The sequence below is a fragment of the Streptomyces sp. NPDC030820 genome (assembly GCF_055572075.1).
This window is the reverse complement of sequence record NZ_JBVIEB010000001.1, coordinates 953,338-968,749: the sequence shown is the minus strand read 5'-3', so window position 1 is coordinate 968,749 and position 15,412 is coordinate 953,338. Positions and strand designations below refer to the sequence as shown.

Annotated in this window: 15 protein-coding genes and 2 pseudogenes; 9 read left to right on the top strand and 8 right to left on the bottom strand. The window is 72.8% G+C overall.

The features are described 5' to 3' along the window. Nucleotides 1–17: 17 nt before the first annotated feature. Both ACZ418_RS04395 and ACZ418_RS04390 read right to left on the bottom strand, forming a co-directional pair. A pseudogene (locus ACZ418_RS04395) lies at nt 18–509 on the bottom strand (cellulose-binding protein); the annotation flags it as partial. Between the two features lie 99 nt (nt 510–608). After that, nucleotides 609–1,412 (bottom strand): annotated as a pseudogene (locus tag ACZ418_RS04390) (serine/threonine-protein kinase); the annotation flags it as partial. Nucleotides 1,413–1,495: 83 nt separating this feature from the next. Here ACZ418_RS04390 and ACZ418_RS04385 point away from each other — a divergent pair. Next, nucleotides 1,496–2,521, top strand: a complete 1,026-nt coding sequence (locus ACZ418_RS04385; RefSeq protein ID WP_468356733.1) for a helix-turn-helix transcriptional regulator — start codon at nt 1,496–1,498, stop codon at nt 2,519–2,521. 66 nt (nt 2,522–2,587) lie between these two features. Beyond that, a complete protein-coding gene (locus tag ACZ418_RS04380; protein ID WP_468356890.1) occupies nt 2,588–3,106 on the top strand; it encodes a DUF4240 domain-containing protein in 519 nt (172 codons plus the stop codon). Nucleotides 3,107–3,117: 11 nt separating this feature from the next. On the opposite strand, the gene ACZ418_RS04375 is transcribed toward ACZ418_RS04380, so the two are convergent. After that, nucleotides 3,118–3,387, bottom strand: coding sequence for a hypothetical protein (locus ACZ418_RS04375; protein WP_468356731.1), 270 nt, complete (start codon nt 3,385–3,387; stop codon nt 3,118–3,120). Nucleotides 3,388–3,459: 72 nt separating this feature from the next. After that, nucleotides 3,460–4,224 carry a peptidoglycan recognition protein family protein gene (locus ACZ418_RS04370; protein WP_468356728.1) on the bottom strand — a complete coding sequence of 255 codons (765 nt, stop codon included), beginning with the start codon at nt 4,222–4,224 and terminating at the stop codon, nt 3,460–3,462. Nucleotides 4,225–5,074: 850 nt separating this feature from the next. Between ACZ418_RS04370 and ACZ418_RS04365 the strand changes: the two genes are divergently transcribed. Then, nucleotides 5,075–6,259 (top strand): MarP family serine protease, encoded by a 1,185-nt coding sequence (locus ACZ418_RS04365; protein ID WP_468356725.1) that lies wholly within the window; start codon nt 5,075–5,077, stop codon nt 6,257–6,259. A 3-nt stretch (nt 6,260–6,262) separates the two neighbouring features. On the opposite strand, the gene ACZ418_RS04360 is transcribed toward ACZ418_RS04365, so the two are convergent. Beyond that, nucleotides 6,263–6,742 (bottom strand): GNAT family N-acetyltransferase, encoded by a 480-nt coding sequence (locus ACZ418_RS04360; protein ID WP_468356722.1) that lies wholly within the window; start codon nt 6,740–6,742, stop codon nt 6,263–6,265. 65 nt (nt 6,743–6,807) lie between these two features. On the opposite strand from ACZ418_RS04360, the gene ACZ418_RS04355 reads away from it, so the two are divergent. Continuing rightward, complete coding sequence (locus ACZ418_RS04355) at nt 6,808–7,701, top strand: TIGR01777 family oxidoreductase (RefSeq protein ID WP_468356719.1); 894 nt, start codon at nt 6,808–6,810, stop codon at nt 7,699–7,701. Nucleotides 7,702–7,922: 221 nt separating this feature from the next. After that, the gene (locus tag ACZ418_RS04350; RefSeq protein ID WP_468356716.1) at nt 7,923–9,296 is read left to right on the top strand and encodes an NAD(P)/FAD-dependent oxidoreductase; all 1,374 of its coding nucleotides are present in this window, start codon (nt 7,923–7,925) and stop codon (nt 9,294–9,296) included. Between the two features lie 95 nt (nt 9,297–9,391). Here the strand turns inward: ACZ418_RS04350 and ACZ418_RS04345 are convergent, their stop codons facing one another. Further along, a complete protein-coding gene (locus tag ACZ418_RS04345) occupies nt 9,392–10,861 on the bottom strand; it encodes a regulator (RefSeq protein WP_468356713.1) in 1,470 nt (489 codons plus the stop codon). A gap of 248 nt (nt 10,862–11,109) precedes the next feature. Between ACZ418_RS04345 and lipB the strand changes: the two genes are divergently transcribed. The 4 genes from lipB to ACZ418_RS04325 all read left to right on the top strand — a co-directional run bounded on the left by lipB (nt 11,110) and on the right by ACZ418_RS04325 (nt 14,214). Then, entirely contained in the window at nt 11,110–11,907 is a 798-nt protein-coding gene (gene lipB / locus ACZ418_RS04340) for a lipoyl(octanoyl) transferase LipB (RefSeq protein ID WP_468356710.1), read from the top strand. A gap of 118 nt (nt 11,908–12,025) precedes the next feature. Then, nucleotides 12,026–13,015 (top strand): lipoyl synthase, encoded by a 990-nt coding sequence (gene lipA / locus ACZ418_RS04335; protein ID WP_468356707.1) that lies wholly within the window; start codon nt 12,026–12,028, stop codon nt 13,013–13,015. Nucleotides 13,016–13,257: 242 nt separating this feature from the next. Continuing rightward, nucleotides 13,258–13,455 (top strand): SCO2195 family GlnR-regulated protein, encoded by a 198-nt coding sequence (locus tag ACZ418_RS04330; protein WP_208901281.1) that lies wholly within the window; start codon nt 13,258–13,260, stop codon nt 13,453–13,455. A 69-nt stretch (nt 13,456–13,524) separates the two neighbouring features. Next, nucleotides 13,525–14,214, top strand: a complete 690-nt coding sequence (locus tag ACZ418_RS04325) for a DUF4191 domain-containing protein (RefSeq protein ID WP_468356704.1) — start codon at nt 13,525–13,527, stop codon at nt 14,212–14,214. 19 nt (nt 14,215–14,233) lie between these two features. Here ACZ418_RS04325 and ACZ418_RS04320 read toward each other — a convergent pair whose 3' ends face one another. Together ACZ418_RS04320 and ACZ418_RS04315 are read right to left on the bottom strand one after the other, a co-directional pair. After that, nucleotides 14,234–14,734 carry a flavin reductase family protein gene (locus ACZ418_RS04320; RefSeq protein WP_468356701.1) on the bottom strand — a complete coding sequence of 167 codons (501 nt, stop codon included), beginning with the start codon at nt 14,732–14,734 and terminating at the stop codon, nt 14,234–14,236. 94 nt (nt 14,735–14,828) lie between these two features. Further along, the gene (locus tag ACZ418_RS04315) at nt 14,829–15,299 is read right to left on the bottom strand and encodes an RDD family protein (RefSeq protein ID WP_468356698.1); all 471 of its coding nucleotides are present in this window, start codon (nt 15,297–15,299) and stop codon (nt 14,829–14,831) included. Between the last annotated feature and the right edge of the window lie 113 nt (nt 15,300–15,412).

The window sequence follows — 15,412 nt, the reverse complement described above, 5'->3', positions numbered from 1 at the left end:
CTGTCGGCGATGATCGCGGCCACCGTGTCCCGCAGCTTGCTCACCGCGTCGTCGGAGAAGATCCGGCCGGCCTTCTCGGTCGCCTCGGTCACCATGGCCTCGGCCTCCTGGCGCAGCTGTTCGGCGCGTTCCCCGATCTCCGTGAGCCGCTGCTCCGCCCTGCGCTGGCGCGCGGCCAGATCCCGCTCCGACTGCTCGCGCCGCTTGGCGAGGTTCGTCTCGAAGTCGGCGGCGGCCTGCGCGGCCCTGGCGCGGGTCTCCTCGAAGAGGGTGTCGGCCTCCTCGCGCTTGGCCAGCGCGTCCCGCTGCGCCCGCGCCAGCAGCCCGGCGGCGTCGGTCTTCGCCTGCTCGACGATCCGCACGCCCTCCCGCTCGGCCCGGGTCCTGCGTTCCGTGACGTAGGCCTCCGTTTCGGCGCGCACCTGCCGGGCCGCCGCCTCCGCCAGCTCCCGGTGCTGCTCGGCGGCGCGCGCGGCCTCCGCACGCAGCTCCCGGGCGTCCTCCAGGGCGGCTTCGCGCAGCGCGGCGGCTTCCCCTTGGACGTCGGCCGGCCCCGTCGGGGATGCCGCCTCGGCGCCCAGGCCGCTCAGCCTGTCGAGGACCTCGCGGGCCGTGCCGGGACGCTCCTCGGGGGTGCGGGACAGCAGATCGAGGACGAGCGTGTCCAGTTCGGGCGGGATGGCGGGGTTCAGCCCGCGCGCCGGCTCGATCCGCCCCTCGAAGAGCAGATGCATCTGCGCGTACGGGTTGTCGGCGACGAGCGGGGGCCGACCGGTGAGCATGAAGTAGAGCAGGCAGCCGAAGGAGTACAGGTCGGTGCGGTGGTCCACGGTGCGTTCGCCGCGCGCCTGCTCCGGCGACATGTACAGCAGGCTGCCGATGGCGACGCCGGTGCCGGTGAGTCCGCTGACGAGCACGGTGTCGCCGAGGAACTTGGCGATGCCGAAGTCCAGCACCTTCAGGTCGCCCTCGGCGTCGAACATGACGTTCTCCGGCTTGATGTCCCGGTGCACGATGCCCTGCCGGTGCGCGGCGTCCAGCGCGGCGGCGACCTGCCGAGCCCAGGCCACGGCGCGCCGCCAGGACGGACGTTCCTGCACGACCGCGTCGTACAAGGTCCGCCCGGTCAGGCGTTCCATCACCATGTAGAGCACGCGTTCGTCGTCCAGGACGGCCTCGCCGCAGTCGTGGGCGATGACGGTGTACCGGCCGGGCAGCTGTGCCGCCGACCTGATCTCGCGGCGGAACCGGAGAAAGGTCTCGTGCTCGCCGATCCGCGGCAGCGCGGTGACGAGCTTGACCGCGACCTCCCGGTGCATCCGGTTGTCGCGGGCCGCCCACACCTGCCCCATGCCGCCCCGGCCCAGCCGTTCGACCAGTTCGTACCGGCCGTCGAGGATCTCCCCCCGCATGCCCCGTCCCTTCCCCGCTCCCCATGTGCCTCCAGCGTAGGAGACCAAGGCCGCGCCGGCGGGCTTCGTGGCAGGCTGGCGCCATGCGTGCGGCCCGGCTCATCAAGATGGTGCTCCTGCTGCAGTCCCGGCCGTCCATGACGGCCGCCGAACTCGCGCGGGAGCTGGAGGTCTCGGAGCGGACGGTGACCCGGGACGCGCAGGCGCTGTCGGAGGCGGGCGTGCCGGTGTACGCGGACCGGGGGCGGGCCGGCGGCTACCGGCTGGTCGGTGGCTACCGGACGCGGCTGACGGGGCTGGCCAGGAGCGAGGCGGAGGCGCTGTTCCTGAGCGGGGTGCCGGGGGCGCTGCGGGAGATGGGGCTGGAGGACGCCGCCTCCGCGGCCCGGCTGAAGGTGTCCGCGGCGCTGCTGCCCTCGCTGCGGGACGCCCCGGACAGCGCCGCCCAGCGGTTCCATCTGGACGCGCCGGCCTGGTTCCGGGAGCCGGAGCCGCCCGCGCTGCTGCCGGCGGTCGCGGAGGCGGTGTGGGACGACCGCCGGGTCACCGCCCGCTACCGGCGCGGCGAGAGTGAGGTGGAGCGGTTGCTGGAGCCGTACGGGCTCGTGCTGAAGGCGGGTGTCTGGTACCTGTGCGCACGGGTGGCCGACGACGACCCCTCCCGAACCGACGACGGCCGCTTCCGGACCTACCGGATCGACCGGTTCAGCGGGGTGGCAGCCCTGGAGGAACGGTTCGCCCGTGATCCGGACTTCGATCTGCCCGGCCACTGGGCCGAGCAGGCCGAGCGGTTCGCGCGCTCGATCCTGCGCGCCGAGGTCGTCGTACGGCTGTCCCCGCAGGGGGTGCGCATGCTGCGGCACGCCGTCGATCCGCTGTCGGCGCGCGAGGCGCTGAGCGGCGTGGGCGAGCCGGACGGGACCGGCTGGGTGACGGTGACGCTGCCGGTGGAGTCCGAGGAGGTGGCGCACGCGCAGCTGACGGCGCTCGGCGCGGAGGCGGAGGTGCTGGCCCCGAAGGGACTGCGGGAGCGGTTCGCCGGGGACGCGGCACGGCTGGCCGCACTGTACGGCGCCCCGCGCCCCGAGGGCCGTACGGACACCGGATAACGATCCGCCGTACACCGGCGTACTCCGCGTGCGTCGCACGGGTGGAGGCCCGATGCTGGTGCCGTGATGGACGAGACGGAGTTCTGGGAGCTGATCGACGCCGCCCGCGAGACCGCCGAGGGCGACCCCGAGGAACAGGCCGATGTGCTCGTGGACCGGCTGCTCCAGCTGGACCCCGATCTGATCCTGGACTTCGCCCGTCACTTCGAGGCCCGCTACAACCGCGCCTACCGCTGGGACCTGTGGGGCGCGGCCTGGGTGCTGCTGGACGGGGCCAGCGACGACGCGTTCGACTTCTTCCGGTGCTGGCTGATCGGCCAGGGCCGGGAGGTCTACGAGGGCGCCCTGCACGATCCCGACTCGCTGGCCGAGCTGCTGGAGGAGTTCGACGAGGAGATCGACGGCGACGGCGAGGAGCTGGGCTACGCGGCGGACGAGGCCTACGAGCAGCTGACCGGCACCGTCGCGCCCGATCTGGGCATCGCCCCGGCGCCCGCCGAACCGGAGGGCACGCCGGTGGACTTCGAGAACGAGCGGGAGCTCGCCGCACGGTTCCCCCGGCTGTGGAACCGCTTCCGGGAGTAGCCGGCCCCGGCTCAGCCGGCCGCGCGCCTGCGGAGGCTGTCGGCCGGCAGGTAGGCCTGCGGTTGGTCGGCCCGCACCGCGTGGTGCAGCGGCGCGGCGTTGGCCTGGTCGAGGGCGGACGCGGTGGCCGCGGCCGGGCCGAGGACGACGGTCGCGACCGCGCAGAGCACCACCCAGGGGCCGCGCGCGGTCCGCGTCCAGCCAGCCCGCTCCGTGCTCTCGTCCGGGCCTGCGGCCGTGCTTGCGGCCGTGGACTTTTCACCCGTACGACTGTTGTTCATGATCCCCACCTCCAGTCGGCTTGTGACGTCCACGACCGTAGGGCGCGTGGCTCGGAGCGGGCTGCGTGTCACCTAGGGGGTTCCTATGGGCCACAGCAAAGTGGTCCGGCCCTGCAGGCGCGCGGCCTGCTCCCTGATCTCGGGGAGCCGGGCGGTGAGCGCGGCGCCGGGGCAGCTGGTCATGAACCCGGCGTTGTGGCCGGCCAGGACGGGCAGGGTGACCTTGGTGCCGGCCTGGTAGCGGCTGAGGCTGTTGCTGGAGACCAGCCGGACGCGGGCCCGCGGGTCGACGTCGGCGAGGCCGAGCTTCCAGGCGGCCAGCGCCGCGATCGCGTCGGTCATGGCCCGGGGCACGGGCACGCCTGCGGTGAAGGTGCCGATGGCGGCGATGCCGGCGGTGCGGTGGTTGAAGCCCTGGGTGTGGGCGCCGGTGACGGCCCGGTCGGTGCCTCCGGCGCGGCCTTCGTAGATGGTGCCGCAGCGGTCGACGAGGAAGTTGTAGCCGATGTCGTCCCAGTTCCGGACGCCGGTCTGGCCGGCGTACAGGCGGCGGATGATCTCCGGCGCGTCGGCGCAGGAGTAGTCGCTCGGCGAGTCGGTGTGGTGCAGGAAGACGGCGACCACCTTGTCGTCGTAGCGGGGCGGCGGCTGGCTGTGCCCGGCGGTGCCCAGCCAGACGGAGCGGGGCACGATGTGCGGCCGGGGGGCGCGGTGGGCGACCGGGGTGCGGGCCCGGACGGGCCGGTCGAAGCGGGCCACTGCGGAGCCCTCGACACCGGTGGGGCACAGAACGAGCGCGAGCACGGCCACCAGCCCGGGCAGACAGCCGACCAGCACCGGCAGAACACCGGGTATCCGCCGTGCGCACCGGCGCCGGCCCCCCGGTGGATACGGGACCCGTACCGGCCCCGGCGTGTCCGACAGCGTCCCCGGTATGGCCGACGGCCCGGGCGTGTCTGACAGCGTCCCCGGCGTGCCCAACGGTTCCGGTGTGTGCGACAGCGCCCCCGGTATGGCCGACGGCCCCGGTGTGTCCGACAGCGCCCCCGGTACGGCCGAGAGTCCCGCAGGCTCCGGTGAATCCGCCGGTGCCGGGGGCTTCGACAGCCCAGGGCGCTCCGGCGTCGCGGGGGTCCGCGGGGGCCGCCCGGGTGCCTGGGAGGTCTCCGGCACTTCGCAGGGCCGCGAAGTCGGCGGCGTGTGCGAAGGCCCGGCTGGCTCGGGTGTTCCCGTGGGCTGCTGGGCGCCGAGGGCCATGCGGCGGGCCCGGCGGCCGACGAGTCCCGGGAGTCGCCAGGGCACCGAGGCCTTACGGGGCGCGGACGGCTCCGGCGTCTTCGGGGTGCCCCGGGCCTCCGAAGGCTCCGACGGCCCCGGAGTCGCCGGGGCGTCACGTTTCTCCGGCTCTGCCGGTATTTCCTGCATCCCCGATGCGCCCCGCCTGTGGCGGTGCCGGGGCCTCTCCAGTGTTCTTCGGACGGCGTGCATGGGCACCACTCTCGGGCGGCCGGGCCGTGCCCGCGATGTGCACTCTGCCACCTGGCGGAACCATCATCCCGGTCCAGGTCGTTTCTGGGGGTACATACAAAGTGGCCGGTTCGCCGTCTGGTGGCCGTGCCCAGGTGTGGGTGACTGATCACCGGGCCCGTCCCGTCCGTACTGAGGGGTCCGAGAGAAAGGCGGCTCCGTGGACCTGCTCGACCTGGTGCTTGTGCTGGTGATGCTCGGTTACGCGGCGTCCGGTTACCGGCGCGGCCTGGTGGCCGGCTGTGTCTCGCTGGCCGGGTTCGTCGGCGGTGCCGCCGTCGGCGTGTGGGTACTGCCCTGGGTGACCGGCCTGGTGGAGCGCGGTACGACGCAGGCGACGGCGCTCGCGGTGGCGACGGTGCTGGTGCCCGCGGTGGTGGGGCACGAGCTGGCGGGCCGGCTGGCGCTGCGGCTGCGCGGGGAGCTGGACCGGGGCCCGCTGCGGGTGCTGGACGGCATAGGGGGCGCGGCGGCGAACTCGGTCGCGGTGCTGATCGTGGCCTGGGTGGCGGCGAGCGTGCTGGGCGCGGCCCCGTCGCAGACGCTGAACACGGCGATCCGGAACTCGACGCTGCTGGGCGCGGTGCAGGACGCGATGCCGGACACCACGCCCGCGTGGTTCTCGCGGGCCACGTCGGCGCTGACCGAGGCGGGTTTCCCGCAGGTCTTCAACCCGTTCGAGAACGAGTCGACGGCCCAGGTGGCCCGACCCTCCGGGGACAGCGTCACCCCGGCCGCGACGAGCGCCGCGAAGCTGAGCACGGTGAAGATCGAGGGCGTCTCGGGCAACGAGGGCCGGGAGGGCAGCGGATTCGTCTTCTCCGCGCGGCATGTGATGACCAACGCGCACGTGGTGGCGGGCATCGACCACCCGAGCGTGCGCGTCGGCGGCGTCGGGCGGTCGTACGCGGCCCGGGTGGTGCTCTTCGACCCCGACCGGGACGTGGCGGTGCTGTATGTGCCCGGGCTGCGCGCCCCGGTGCTGCACTTCGACACCAGCGCATCGCGCGGGGACTCGGCGGTGGTCGCGGGCTATCCGCAGGACGGCGGCCTGAACCTGCAGGCGGCGACGGTGGCGGGCCGGGTGCGGGCGATCGGGCAGAACATCTACAACGACGGCACGGTCACCCGGGACATCTACTCGATCCGCTCCACGGTCCGGCCGGGCAACTCCGGCGGCCCGCTGCTGACCACGACCGGCAAGGTGTTCGGGGTGGTCTTCGCGCGCTCCACCTCGAACGCCGAGACGGGGTATGCGCTGACGGCGGCCGAGGTGGCGGGCGACGCCCAGCGCGCGGCCACGGCGACGGCGACGGTGGACACGGGCCGGCTGGTCAGCTCCTGACGGTCACAGGCGCCGGCCCATGAGCACGTCGTCGACGTAGGCGCCGTCGAGCAGGAACTCCTGCGGCTGCACCCCCTCGACGGCGAAGCCCTCGGACTCGTACAGCGCGCGGGCCGGGGCGTTGTGCCCGAGCACGCGCAGGGTGAGGCGCCGCGCCCCGCGCTCGCGCGCCTCCTCGACGGCGGCCCGGAGCAGCGTGCGCCCGAGGCCCCGCCCCCGCGCCTCCTCGGCGACGGCGAGGCCCTGGATCTGCAGGACGTGCGCGTTGGAGGCGAGCGGGGTCGGGCGCCCGATGCGGACATAGCCGACGATCCGCCCGGCGACCTCGGCGACCAGGTAGTCCTCAGGGAGGTGGCGCTCGTCGAAGAACGGCCCCTCCGGCGGGGGCGACACGGCGTGCAGGGTGGACCAGGCGGACCGGTCGAGGAGGGTCAGTTCCTCGTCGTCGGCAGGCACGGCGGTGCGTATGTACGGCTCCGGCATGACGATCACCCTACGGCGGGCCGCCGGAGCACCTCACGGGGTTTTCGCGCGGGCATGCTGAGGTCATGGAGCGAATGCGAATCGCCGTGGCCGGCGCGTCCGGGCTCATCGGCAGTGCCCTGGTGCGGTCCCTGACCGCGGACGGGCACGAGGTGGTACGACTGGTGCGCCGGGCTGCCGAGGGCCCGGACGAGGTCTGCTGGGACCCCGAGGGCCAGTACGTCGACGCGCGCGGGCTGACCGGCTGTGCCGTGGTGGTGAACCTGGCCGGGGCCGGGATCGGCGACCGGCGCTGGACCGCGTCGTACAAGCGGCGGCTGCGGGACAGCCGGGTGCTGGGCACGGCCGCGCTGGCGGAGGCGGTGGCCGCGCTGCCCGAGCCGCCGCGGGTCTTCGTCAGCGGCAGCGCGATCGGCATCTACGGCGACACCGGCGACCGGGTGGTGGACGAGGACGCGCCGCCGGGCGACGGTTTCCTGCCCTCGCTGTGCGTGGAGTGGGAGGAGGCGGCGGCGCCCGCGCAGGAGGCGGGCGTGCGGACGGTGTTCCCGCGCACCGGGCTGGTGGTGGCGCGGGGCGGCGGGGCCTGGGGGCGGCTGTTCCCGCTGTTCCGGGCGGGGCTCGGGGGGCGGCTGGGCGACGGGCGGCAGTACTGGTCGTACATCGCGCTGCACGACGAGGTCGCCGCGATCCGCCATCTCATCGACGACGACACCCTCTCCGGGCCGTTCAATCTGACGGCCCCGCAGCCGCTGACGAACCGTGAGATCACGGCGGCGATGGCCCGGGTGCTGCACCGTCCGGCGCCGTTCGCGGTGCCGGCACCGGTCCTGCGGGCGGTGCTGGGCGAGCTGGCCGGGGATGTGCTGGGCAGCCAACGGGTCGTGCCGAAGCGGCTGTTGGAGTCGGGTTTCCGGTTCGCGTTTCCGGGGATCGACGAAGCGATCCGGTCGGCCTGACCTACGCACGAGACCTCCTGCGGCCTCCTGCCGCTCCTGCCGCCTCCTGCGAGCTTCCGAGACCAGTTGTGACCGTATGCGACCTCCATGCGACCGTGCCCTGTTGATGCGCGACTGTTTGCGACCGATCACGGACCTAACCTCGACCCGAACTCGGGTATCCCCGGGGCCAGTTGGGGGCATGACGTCTCCACCGGCCGCGCAACCACAGGAGGGGCCTCGTGCTTGAGCCCGCGTACCAGGTGGACGTCGTCATCGTGGGAGCCGGAATCGCCGGACTCTCGGCGGCTCACCGGCTGACCAGCGCAGGAATCTCGACCGCAGTCCTCGAGGCCGCCCCTTACGTCGGCGGCCGCATGTCGACGGAGAAGGTCGACGGCTTCCGGCTCGACCGCATCGGACAACTGCTGTCCACGTCCTACCCCGAACTCCGCACGACCCCCGGTCTGGACTCCCTGGCCCTGAGCACCTTCGCGCCGGGCGTCCTGCTGCACCGCGACGGACGCACCCAGCGCGCGGGCGCACCGGCGACCGGAGGGAGCGCAAGGGGCGCAAGGGGCGCACTCCATGTGGTGCGTGCCCTCGCAAGCGCCCCCAGGGGACCGGCGGCCACCCCGGGCCGGACCGGCGCGCCGGTGGGCGGCGCCGTCGACCAGGCCCGGCTCGGTGCCGCGCTGGGCCGGATCGCCGCCACTCCGGTCGAACGCGTCCTGGCCCGGCCCGAGCTGCCCGCCCGCCAGGCCCTCGCCCAGCGCGGGATGCCGCCGCGCACGGTCGACGGCTTTCTGCGCCCGCTGCTCGCCGCCCTGCTGTGCGACCCGGAGCTGACCACGTCCAGCCGGTGCGCCGACCTCGCGCTGCGCGCCTTCGCGAGCGGCCTGCTGTGTGTGCCGGAGGGCGGCGCGGAGGTGCTGCCGGAGCTGCTGGCGCGAGCGCTGCCGGCCGGCACCGTGCACACCGGGGTGCGGGTCACCTCGGTGTCCACGACCTCGGTGGCCACCGCCGAGCACGGGGCGATCCGCTGCCGGGCGGTACTGCTGGCGACGGACGCGCGGGCGGCGGCGGAGCTGCTGCCGGGCCTGAGGGTGCCCGACTTCCACCCGGTGACCGTGGTCCACCACACCACCGACGACCCGACGCCCGCCTTCGCGACGGGCACCTCGCTGCTGCTGGACGCCGACCGCGGCGGCCCGGTCGCGCACACGGCGGTGCTGAGCAACGTGGACCCGGGCCGGGCGCCGGTGGGCCGGGTGCTGATCTCCTCGACCGTGCTCGGCACACCGCCGGAAGGGATCGACACCGCGGTCCGCATCCACCTCTCCCGGCTCTACGGCACCTCGACGCGCCGTTGGGAGACGCTGGCGGTCCACCACACCCCGGAAGCGGTCCCGGCCATGCGCCCCCCGCACGACCTGCGCCGCCCCGTCCGCCTCCTGGCCGGCCTCTACGTCTGCGGCGACCACCGCGACACCAGCACGGTCCAGGGCGCCCTGCACTCGGCCCACAGGGCGACGGCAGCGCTCCTGGCCGACCTGGGCGCGGCGGGTTCCCTGAATCGCGCAGATCCGGCGCCCACTTTGCCAAGGGCGGCGTAAGGCGCCCTGAAGGGGCGCGGGGAACTGCGCGAGCAACCACGACGGCGCGTAAGGAAGCCCACAACCGCCACCCCCAACGGCGAGTGGCCATCGGGCTACCCCAACGCCGCCACCTTCTCCCGATACCCCCGCACAGGTGCCGCATCCCGATAGGGCTCGAGCCGACGCTCGAAGTCCCGCACGTACTCGATCGCGCGAGCGCTCCGCATCTCCGCGGCCTGGCCGGCGGCCTCCGCGGCCAGCGCGCACGCCTGGTCGAGTTCGCCGAGGCCGAGGCGGGCCGTGGCGAGGACGACCCGGCAGAAGAGCCGGCTGCGGGCGAAGGAGGGCGCGCGGAGCTGGAGCGAGCGTTCGGCGTGCTGGGCGGAGGCCCGGAACTGCTGCAGATCCCGGTGGCAGTGCCCGAACTCGTCGGCGAGCTGGGCCTCGTCGAAGAACTTGGCCCAGTACGGCACCTCGTCCCCGGGCCGGGCCGCCTCCAGGGCGCGCTCGGCCCGCACCAGCGCCGCCGTGCACGCCCGCACCTCCCCGAGCACGCCGTGCGCCCTCGCCTCGGAGGCGTGCAGCAGCGCCTGCACCACCGGTGGGCCGCCCGTGCCCATGCCCTGCTGGGCGACCCGGGCCAGCTGCACGGCCTCCCTGCCGTGGCCGAGATAGACGGCCTGCCGGCTCATGGTGACCAGGACGTAGGAGCCGTACGCCCGGTCGCCGGCCGCCTGGGCGAGCCGCAGGGCCTGCACGAAGTAGCGCTGGGCGAGTCCGTGCGCGGCGATGTCGTACGAGGTCCAGCCCGCGAGCCGGGTGAGGTCGGCGGCCGCGGCGAACAGCTTGCGGCCGGTCTGCTCGTCGTAGGAGCCGCGGAGCATCGGCTCGCACTCGTGCTCCAGGTAGCGCACCAGCGCCTGCCGGGCGTGGCCGCCGCCGTACCGGTCGTCGAGGGTGCGGAACAGCTCGCCGACCGAGCGCAGCGCGTTGATGTCGCCGCCCGTGACCTTGTGCCCGGGGGCGCGCTCGGCGTGCCCGCGCGCCCGGGGCGGCACCGGCAGCACCGGCCGGCCCTGGGGCTTGGCCGGGGCGGAGCGGCTCTGCGCGGGCACCCGGGGTACCGGTTCGCGGGCCACCTTGTCGTCGGCCTTGCCGATCAGCCAGTCCCGGCTGGGCACCACGAGCCCCGCCGGGGTGAAGGCGATCTTGCGCAGCTCGGCGTGGCTGCCGGAGTCCTTGCGCCACAGCCCGCTGACGATGTCCACGGCCTCCTCCGGGGTGGCCGCGAACTCCAGCCCGGCGTACACCGGCGCACAGGCGTCCAGGCCGAGATCCTGGGCCGTGAGCCGGCGCCCGAGCCGGCGTGTGAAGACCTCGGCGATGAGGGCAGGGGTCGTACCCCGCGGCTGCTGCCCGCGCAGCCAGCGGGTGACCGAGGTCTTGTCGTATCTGAGGTCCAGCCCGTGCTCCAGGCCGAGCTGATCGACGCGACGGGCCAGACCCGCGTTGGAGAACCCCGCTTCTGCGATGAGCGCGGCGAGTTGGCGGTTGGGGGTGCGCTGCGCGGGTCGGTCCGTCATCTGCGGTGCGGTCTCCTGCCTTCCGGGCCTGACGAAGTGCCCGGTTTGCCTTTGAGCAGCCCTTATGGCCTCACGAACGGCGTGAATGTAGCGGAGAGTGAGCAGGCGATCGCACATTCCGCCTGGCATTCATCCGATCGTGTGAGAAACGCCCGCCGGGCTGACGTACGCCGGACGGACGTACAGTGGCGTGCGCGTGTTACGTGTCTGACACACCGATTGCTCGGTCGCTGAGGGAGGCGCTTGCCGTGAGTGAGTTGCGGTTCGTCCGCATGGGGTTCGGTGCGGATGCCGTCGATTACCAGGAGGCCTGGGACGAGCAGCGCCGGGTGCACGCGGCCCGGTTCGCCGACGAGGTCCCGGACACCGTGATCCTCCTGGAGCACCCCCCGGTGTACACGGCGGGCCGGCGCACCGAGGACAGCGAGCGTCCGCTGGACGGCACCCCGGTCATCGACGTGGACCGCGGCGGCAAGATCACCTGGCACGGCCCCGGCCAGCTGGTGGGCTACCCGATCCAGAAGCTCCCGCGCCCGGTGGACGTGGTCGCGCACGTGCGGCGGCTGGAGGAGGCGCTGATCCGCACCTGCGCCGACTTCGGCCTGGAGACCACTCGGGTCGAGGGCCGCAGCGGCGTATGGGTGCTCGGCGACCCGATCGAGCAGCGGCCGGTGCTCGGCGGGCTGTCGCTGGACTTCGACCCGCGGCTGCAGGACGAGGAGTTCGACCCCCGCCTCAACGGCCCCGAATACGCTCCCTCCAACGCCGGCCAGCGCCGTGAGGACCGCAAGATCGCCGCGATCGGCATCCGGGTCGCCAAGGGCGTCACGATGCATGGCTTCGCGCTCAACGTGAACCCCGACAACAAGTGGTTCGACCGGATCATCCCGTGCGGGATCCGGGACGCGGGGGTCGCCTCCCTCGCGGGCGAGCTGGGCCGGGACGTCACGATCGAGGAGGTCCTGCCGGTGGCCGAGAAGCACCTCAAGGACATCCTGGAGAACGCGGACCTCAAGCCGCGGGTGATCGAGAAGGCGTCCGCCTGAGCCGTCGGCCGTCCGGGGAATGCTCCCTGCGACCGCGAGGTTGATCTCGTCGGCAGGGCGCTATGAACACGGGCGTACCCTGGTGTGCGCCGAAGAATCAAAGCTTAGGGAGCCGGTCGTGTCCGCAGTCGCACCCGACGGACGCAAGATGCTGCGCCTGGAGGTCCGCAACAGCCAGACCCCCATCGAGCGCAAGCCCGAGTGGATCAAGACCCGGGCGAAAATGGGTCCCGAGTACACGAAGATGCAGAACCTCGTGAAGAGCGAGGGCCTGCACACGGTCTGCCAGGAAGCCGGCTGCCCGAACATCTACGAGTGCTGGGAGGACCGCGAGGCGACCTTCCTCATCGGCGGCGACCAGTGCACCCGGCGCTGTGACTTCTGCCAGATCGACACCGGCAAGCCCGAGGCCCTGGACCGCGACGAGCCGCGTCGCGTCGGCGAGTCCGTGGTCACGATGGACCTGAACTACGCCACCATCACCGGCGTCGCCCGCGACGACCTGGAGGACGGCGGCGCCTGGCTGTACGCGGAGACGGTCCGGCAGATCCACCAGCAGACCGCCGGGCGCGAGGGCGGCCGTACGAAGGTCGAGCTGCTGGCCCCGGACTTCAACGCGGTCCCCGAGCAGCTCGCCGAGGTCTTCTCCGCCCGCCCCGAGGTCTTCGCGCACAACGTCGAGACGGTTCCCCGGATCTTCAAGCGGATCCGCCCCGGCTTCCGCTACGAGCGCTCCCTGAAGGTCATCACCGAGGCCCGTGACTACGGCCTGGTGACCAAGTCCAACCTGATCCTCGGCATGGGCGAGACCCGCGAGGAGGTCAGCGAGGCGCTGAAGCAGCTGCACGAGGCCGGCTGCGAGCTGGTCACCATCACCCAGTACCTGCGCCCCTCCGTCCGGCACCACCCCGTCGAGCGCTGGGTGAAGCCGCAGGAGTTCGTGGAGCTGAAGGAGGAGGCCGAGCAGATCGGCTTCTCCGGTGTGATGTCCGGTCCGCTGGTGCGGTCGTCGTACCGGGCCGGGCGCCTGTACCAGATGGCCGTCGAACAGCGTCGATCAGGTGCTCCGCAGCGGGATGGCTCGTTCATCGCCACCCAGGCGGTGTGAGCCCGGCGCGTGCGCCGAGCGTGTGAATTCGCGCACAAGTAGCTACTGGCCAGTAATGGCCGAGTCGACGCGGTCCTGACCGTCCTCGCTGATGAGGGCGGCCATCAGGACCGCGTCAGCGTTTCAGTGCCCTGTATCAAGGCTTCATTGGTGTTTGACCGGTCGGACACGCCCTGGTAACACCAATCAGTGACTCTGGTATCACCGCTCGTACATCATCGATCCGAGGGGGGACCTCGATCATGCAGGCCGCGCCCGTACGCGCCACCGCCATCCCGTCCTTCACCGACGCTCTCCGCGCCGTCGAGTCCCTGCTCATGAGCGGCGGTCAGCGCACCGCCCGGCGCAACGCGTGGACCTCCGTGCTGGAGGACCGCCGGCGCGCCAAGGACCGGGTGGAGGCGCAGCGCTTCCTGGAGCAGGCCGCCGGCCGCTCCTGACCCTCCCCGACGCCTTCCTCCCGGGCACTGCCGTCGTCCGCACTCCCGGGGCCACGTAGACTTCGTGACATGGCGAGGAAGGAAACCGCGGCGGACGCCGCGAACGCAGGACGACTGAAGCAGATCGTTCTCACATACAAGATGACCCGTAAGGTCGACACGAAGATCGGCCTTGTACTCGGGGCCGTCGGCATCGGTACCCTCGCCGTCTTCCTTGTGATCGGCTTCTTGCTCGGCCACCCCGTATATCTGGGCATCTTCGGCCTGCTGATCGCGCTGCTGGCGACGGCGATCGTGTTCGGCCGCCGGGCCGAGCGCGCCGCCTTCGGCCAGATGGAGGGCCAGCCGGGCGCCGCGGCCGCCGTGCTGGACAACATCGGCCGGGGCTGGACGACGACTCCGGCGGTGGCGATGAACCGCAGCCAGGACGTGGTGCACCGGGCGGTCGGCAAGGCCGGCATCGTGCTGGTCGCCGAGGGCAACCCGAACCGGGTGAAGAGCCTGCTGGCCGCCGAGAAGAAGAAGATGAACCGGATCGTCGCGGACGTACCGGTGCACGACGTGATCGTCGGCAACGGCGAGGGCCAGGTCGAGCTGAAGAAGCTGCGTACGACCATGCTGAAGCTCCCGCGCGTGCTCACCGGCCCCCAGGTGACGGCCACCAACGACCGGCTGCGGGCCATGGGCGACCTGATGAAGAACATGCCGCTGCCGAAGGGGCCCATGCCCAAGGGCATGCGGATGCCGAAGGGCCGCTGAGCCCCGTGGCGCCGGCCCGTCAGGACAGGCGCCGGAACTCCCGCTCGCAGTAGACCATCGGCGAACCCTCGCCCAGCCGCACTCCCGTTACCCGGCCGATCAGGATCGTGTGATCCCCGGCCGGGTAACGCGCGTATGCGGCACAGTCCAGCTGTGCGGGCGCCTGCCGCACCGCCGGCAGCCCGGAGGGGCTCGGCTGCAGCAGGGCGTCGGAGAACTTGTCCGCGCCCTTGGTGGCGAACAGCAGGGCCAGCGGCTGGTGCTCCGGGGCCAGCACGCTCACCGCGAAGTGCTCGCACCGTGCGAAGACCGCCGCGGAGTCGGCCGCGTCCGCGAGACACACCAGGACCAGGGGTGGCTCCAGGGAGACGGAACAGAAGGAGCTCGCCGTGAAGCCGCGCGGGGTGCCGTCCTCGCAGCGGGCGGTCACCACCACCACGCCCGACGGAAAGCGCGCCATGGCGTCCCGGAACTCCTCCGGCGTCACCTCGGCCGCCATCACATCCTGAGCATCGGTCATACCGCGACGATGCCGCCGGCGGTGTGACCGGGCAACCGGATGGCGGCATCTGGACGATCGCCGGGCGCGGGTGCGGACCCGCAGCCGGAAACGGTCAGATCCGGACCTCTACGGTCTTCGCCAGCCGGTCGTGCAGCCCACGCCCGTCCCGGTCCCAGATCAGTGCCGGGACGGCGAGGCACAGCAGGATCGTGCGGAGCAGGGACCGCAGCGGGTTGACAGTGCCGGTCTCCAGAGCCACCACCCGGATGCCGAAGAGCCGCTTGCCCGGGGTGAAGCCGATCGTGCCCACGGTCAGCACGCTCATGACGAAGAAGACGCCGAGCGCCCAGTTGCTCGTCGCAGGCACCCGGTAGCCGTTGGTGATCAGGCCGTATGCGATCAGCACGCTCAGTCCCCAGTCCACGGCGAGCGCGCCGAGCCGCCGTCCCGGGCGTGCGACGGAGTTCGGCCCCTCCTCGGGGAGACCCAACTGCTCGCCCCGGTAGCCGAAGTCCGCACCGGCCTCTTCCATGGCCGCGCGAGGCCCGGAGAGCCACGATCCGAGTGCTTGCCTGTTGTCCACCCGTCAACGGTACTGGGCCCGAAATGACCGGGGTACGCCGGGGTGTCCCGGAGCTAGGGTGGACATGTGGCCGGTTAACTTCTGCGAAACAAATGGGTCACGCCCGAGAAATC

What these genes read in the sequence shown, in the direction of transcription:
- ACZ418_RS04380 (WP_468356890.1), top strand. Translation starts at nt 2,588, where the DNA reads ATGGACGAGACGGAGTTCTGGGAGCTGATCGACGCCGCCCGCGAGACC.
- ACZ418_RS04325 (WP_468356704.1), top strand. Translation starts at nt 13,525, where the DNA reads ATGGCGAGGAAGGAAACCGCGGCGGACGCCGCGAACGCAGGACGACTG.
- ACZ418_RS04360 (WP_468356722.1), bottom strand. Translation starts at nt 6,742, where the DNA reads ATGCCGGAGCCGTACATACGCACCGCCGTGCCTGCCGACGACGAGGAA.
- ACZ418_RS04385 (WP_468356733.1), top strand. Translation starts at nt 1,496, where the DNA reads ATGCGTGCGGCCCGGCTCATCAAGATGGTGCTCCTGCTGCAGTCCCGG.
- ACZ418_RS04355 (WP_468356719.1), top strand. Translation starts at nt 6,808, where the DNA reads ATGGAGCGAATGCGAATCGCCGTGGCCGGCGCGTCCGGGCTCATCGGC.
- ACZ418_RS04345 (WP_468356713.1), bottom strand. Translation starts at nt 10,861, where the DNA reads ATGACGGACCGACCCGCGCAGCGCACCCCCAACCGCCAACTCGCCGCG.
- ACZ418_RS04375 (WP_468356731.1), bottom strand. Translation starts at nt 3,387, where the DNA reads ATGAACAACAGTCGTACGGGTGAAAAGTCCACGGCCGCAAGCACGGCC.
- ACZ418_RS04320 (WP_468356701.1), bottom strand. Translation starts at nt 14,734, where the DNA reads ATGACCGATGCTCAGGATGTGATGGCGGCCGAGGTGACGCCGGAGGAG.
- ACZ418_RS04330 (WP_208901281.1), top strand. Translation starts at nt 13,258, where the DNA reads ATGCAGGCCGCGCCCGTACGCGCCACCGCCATCCCGTCCTTCACCGAC.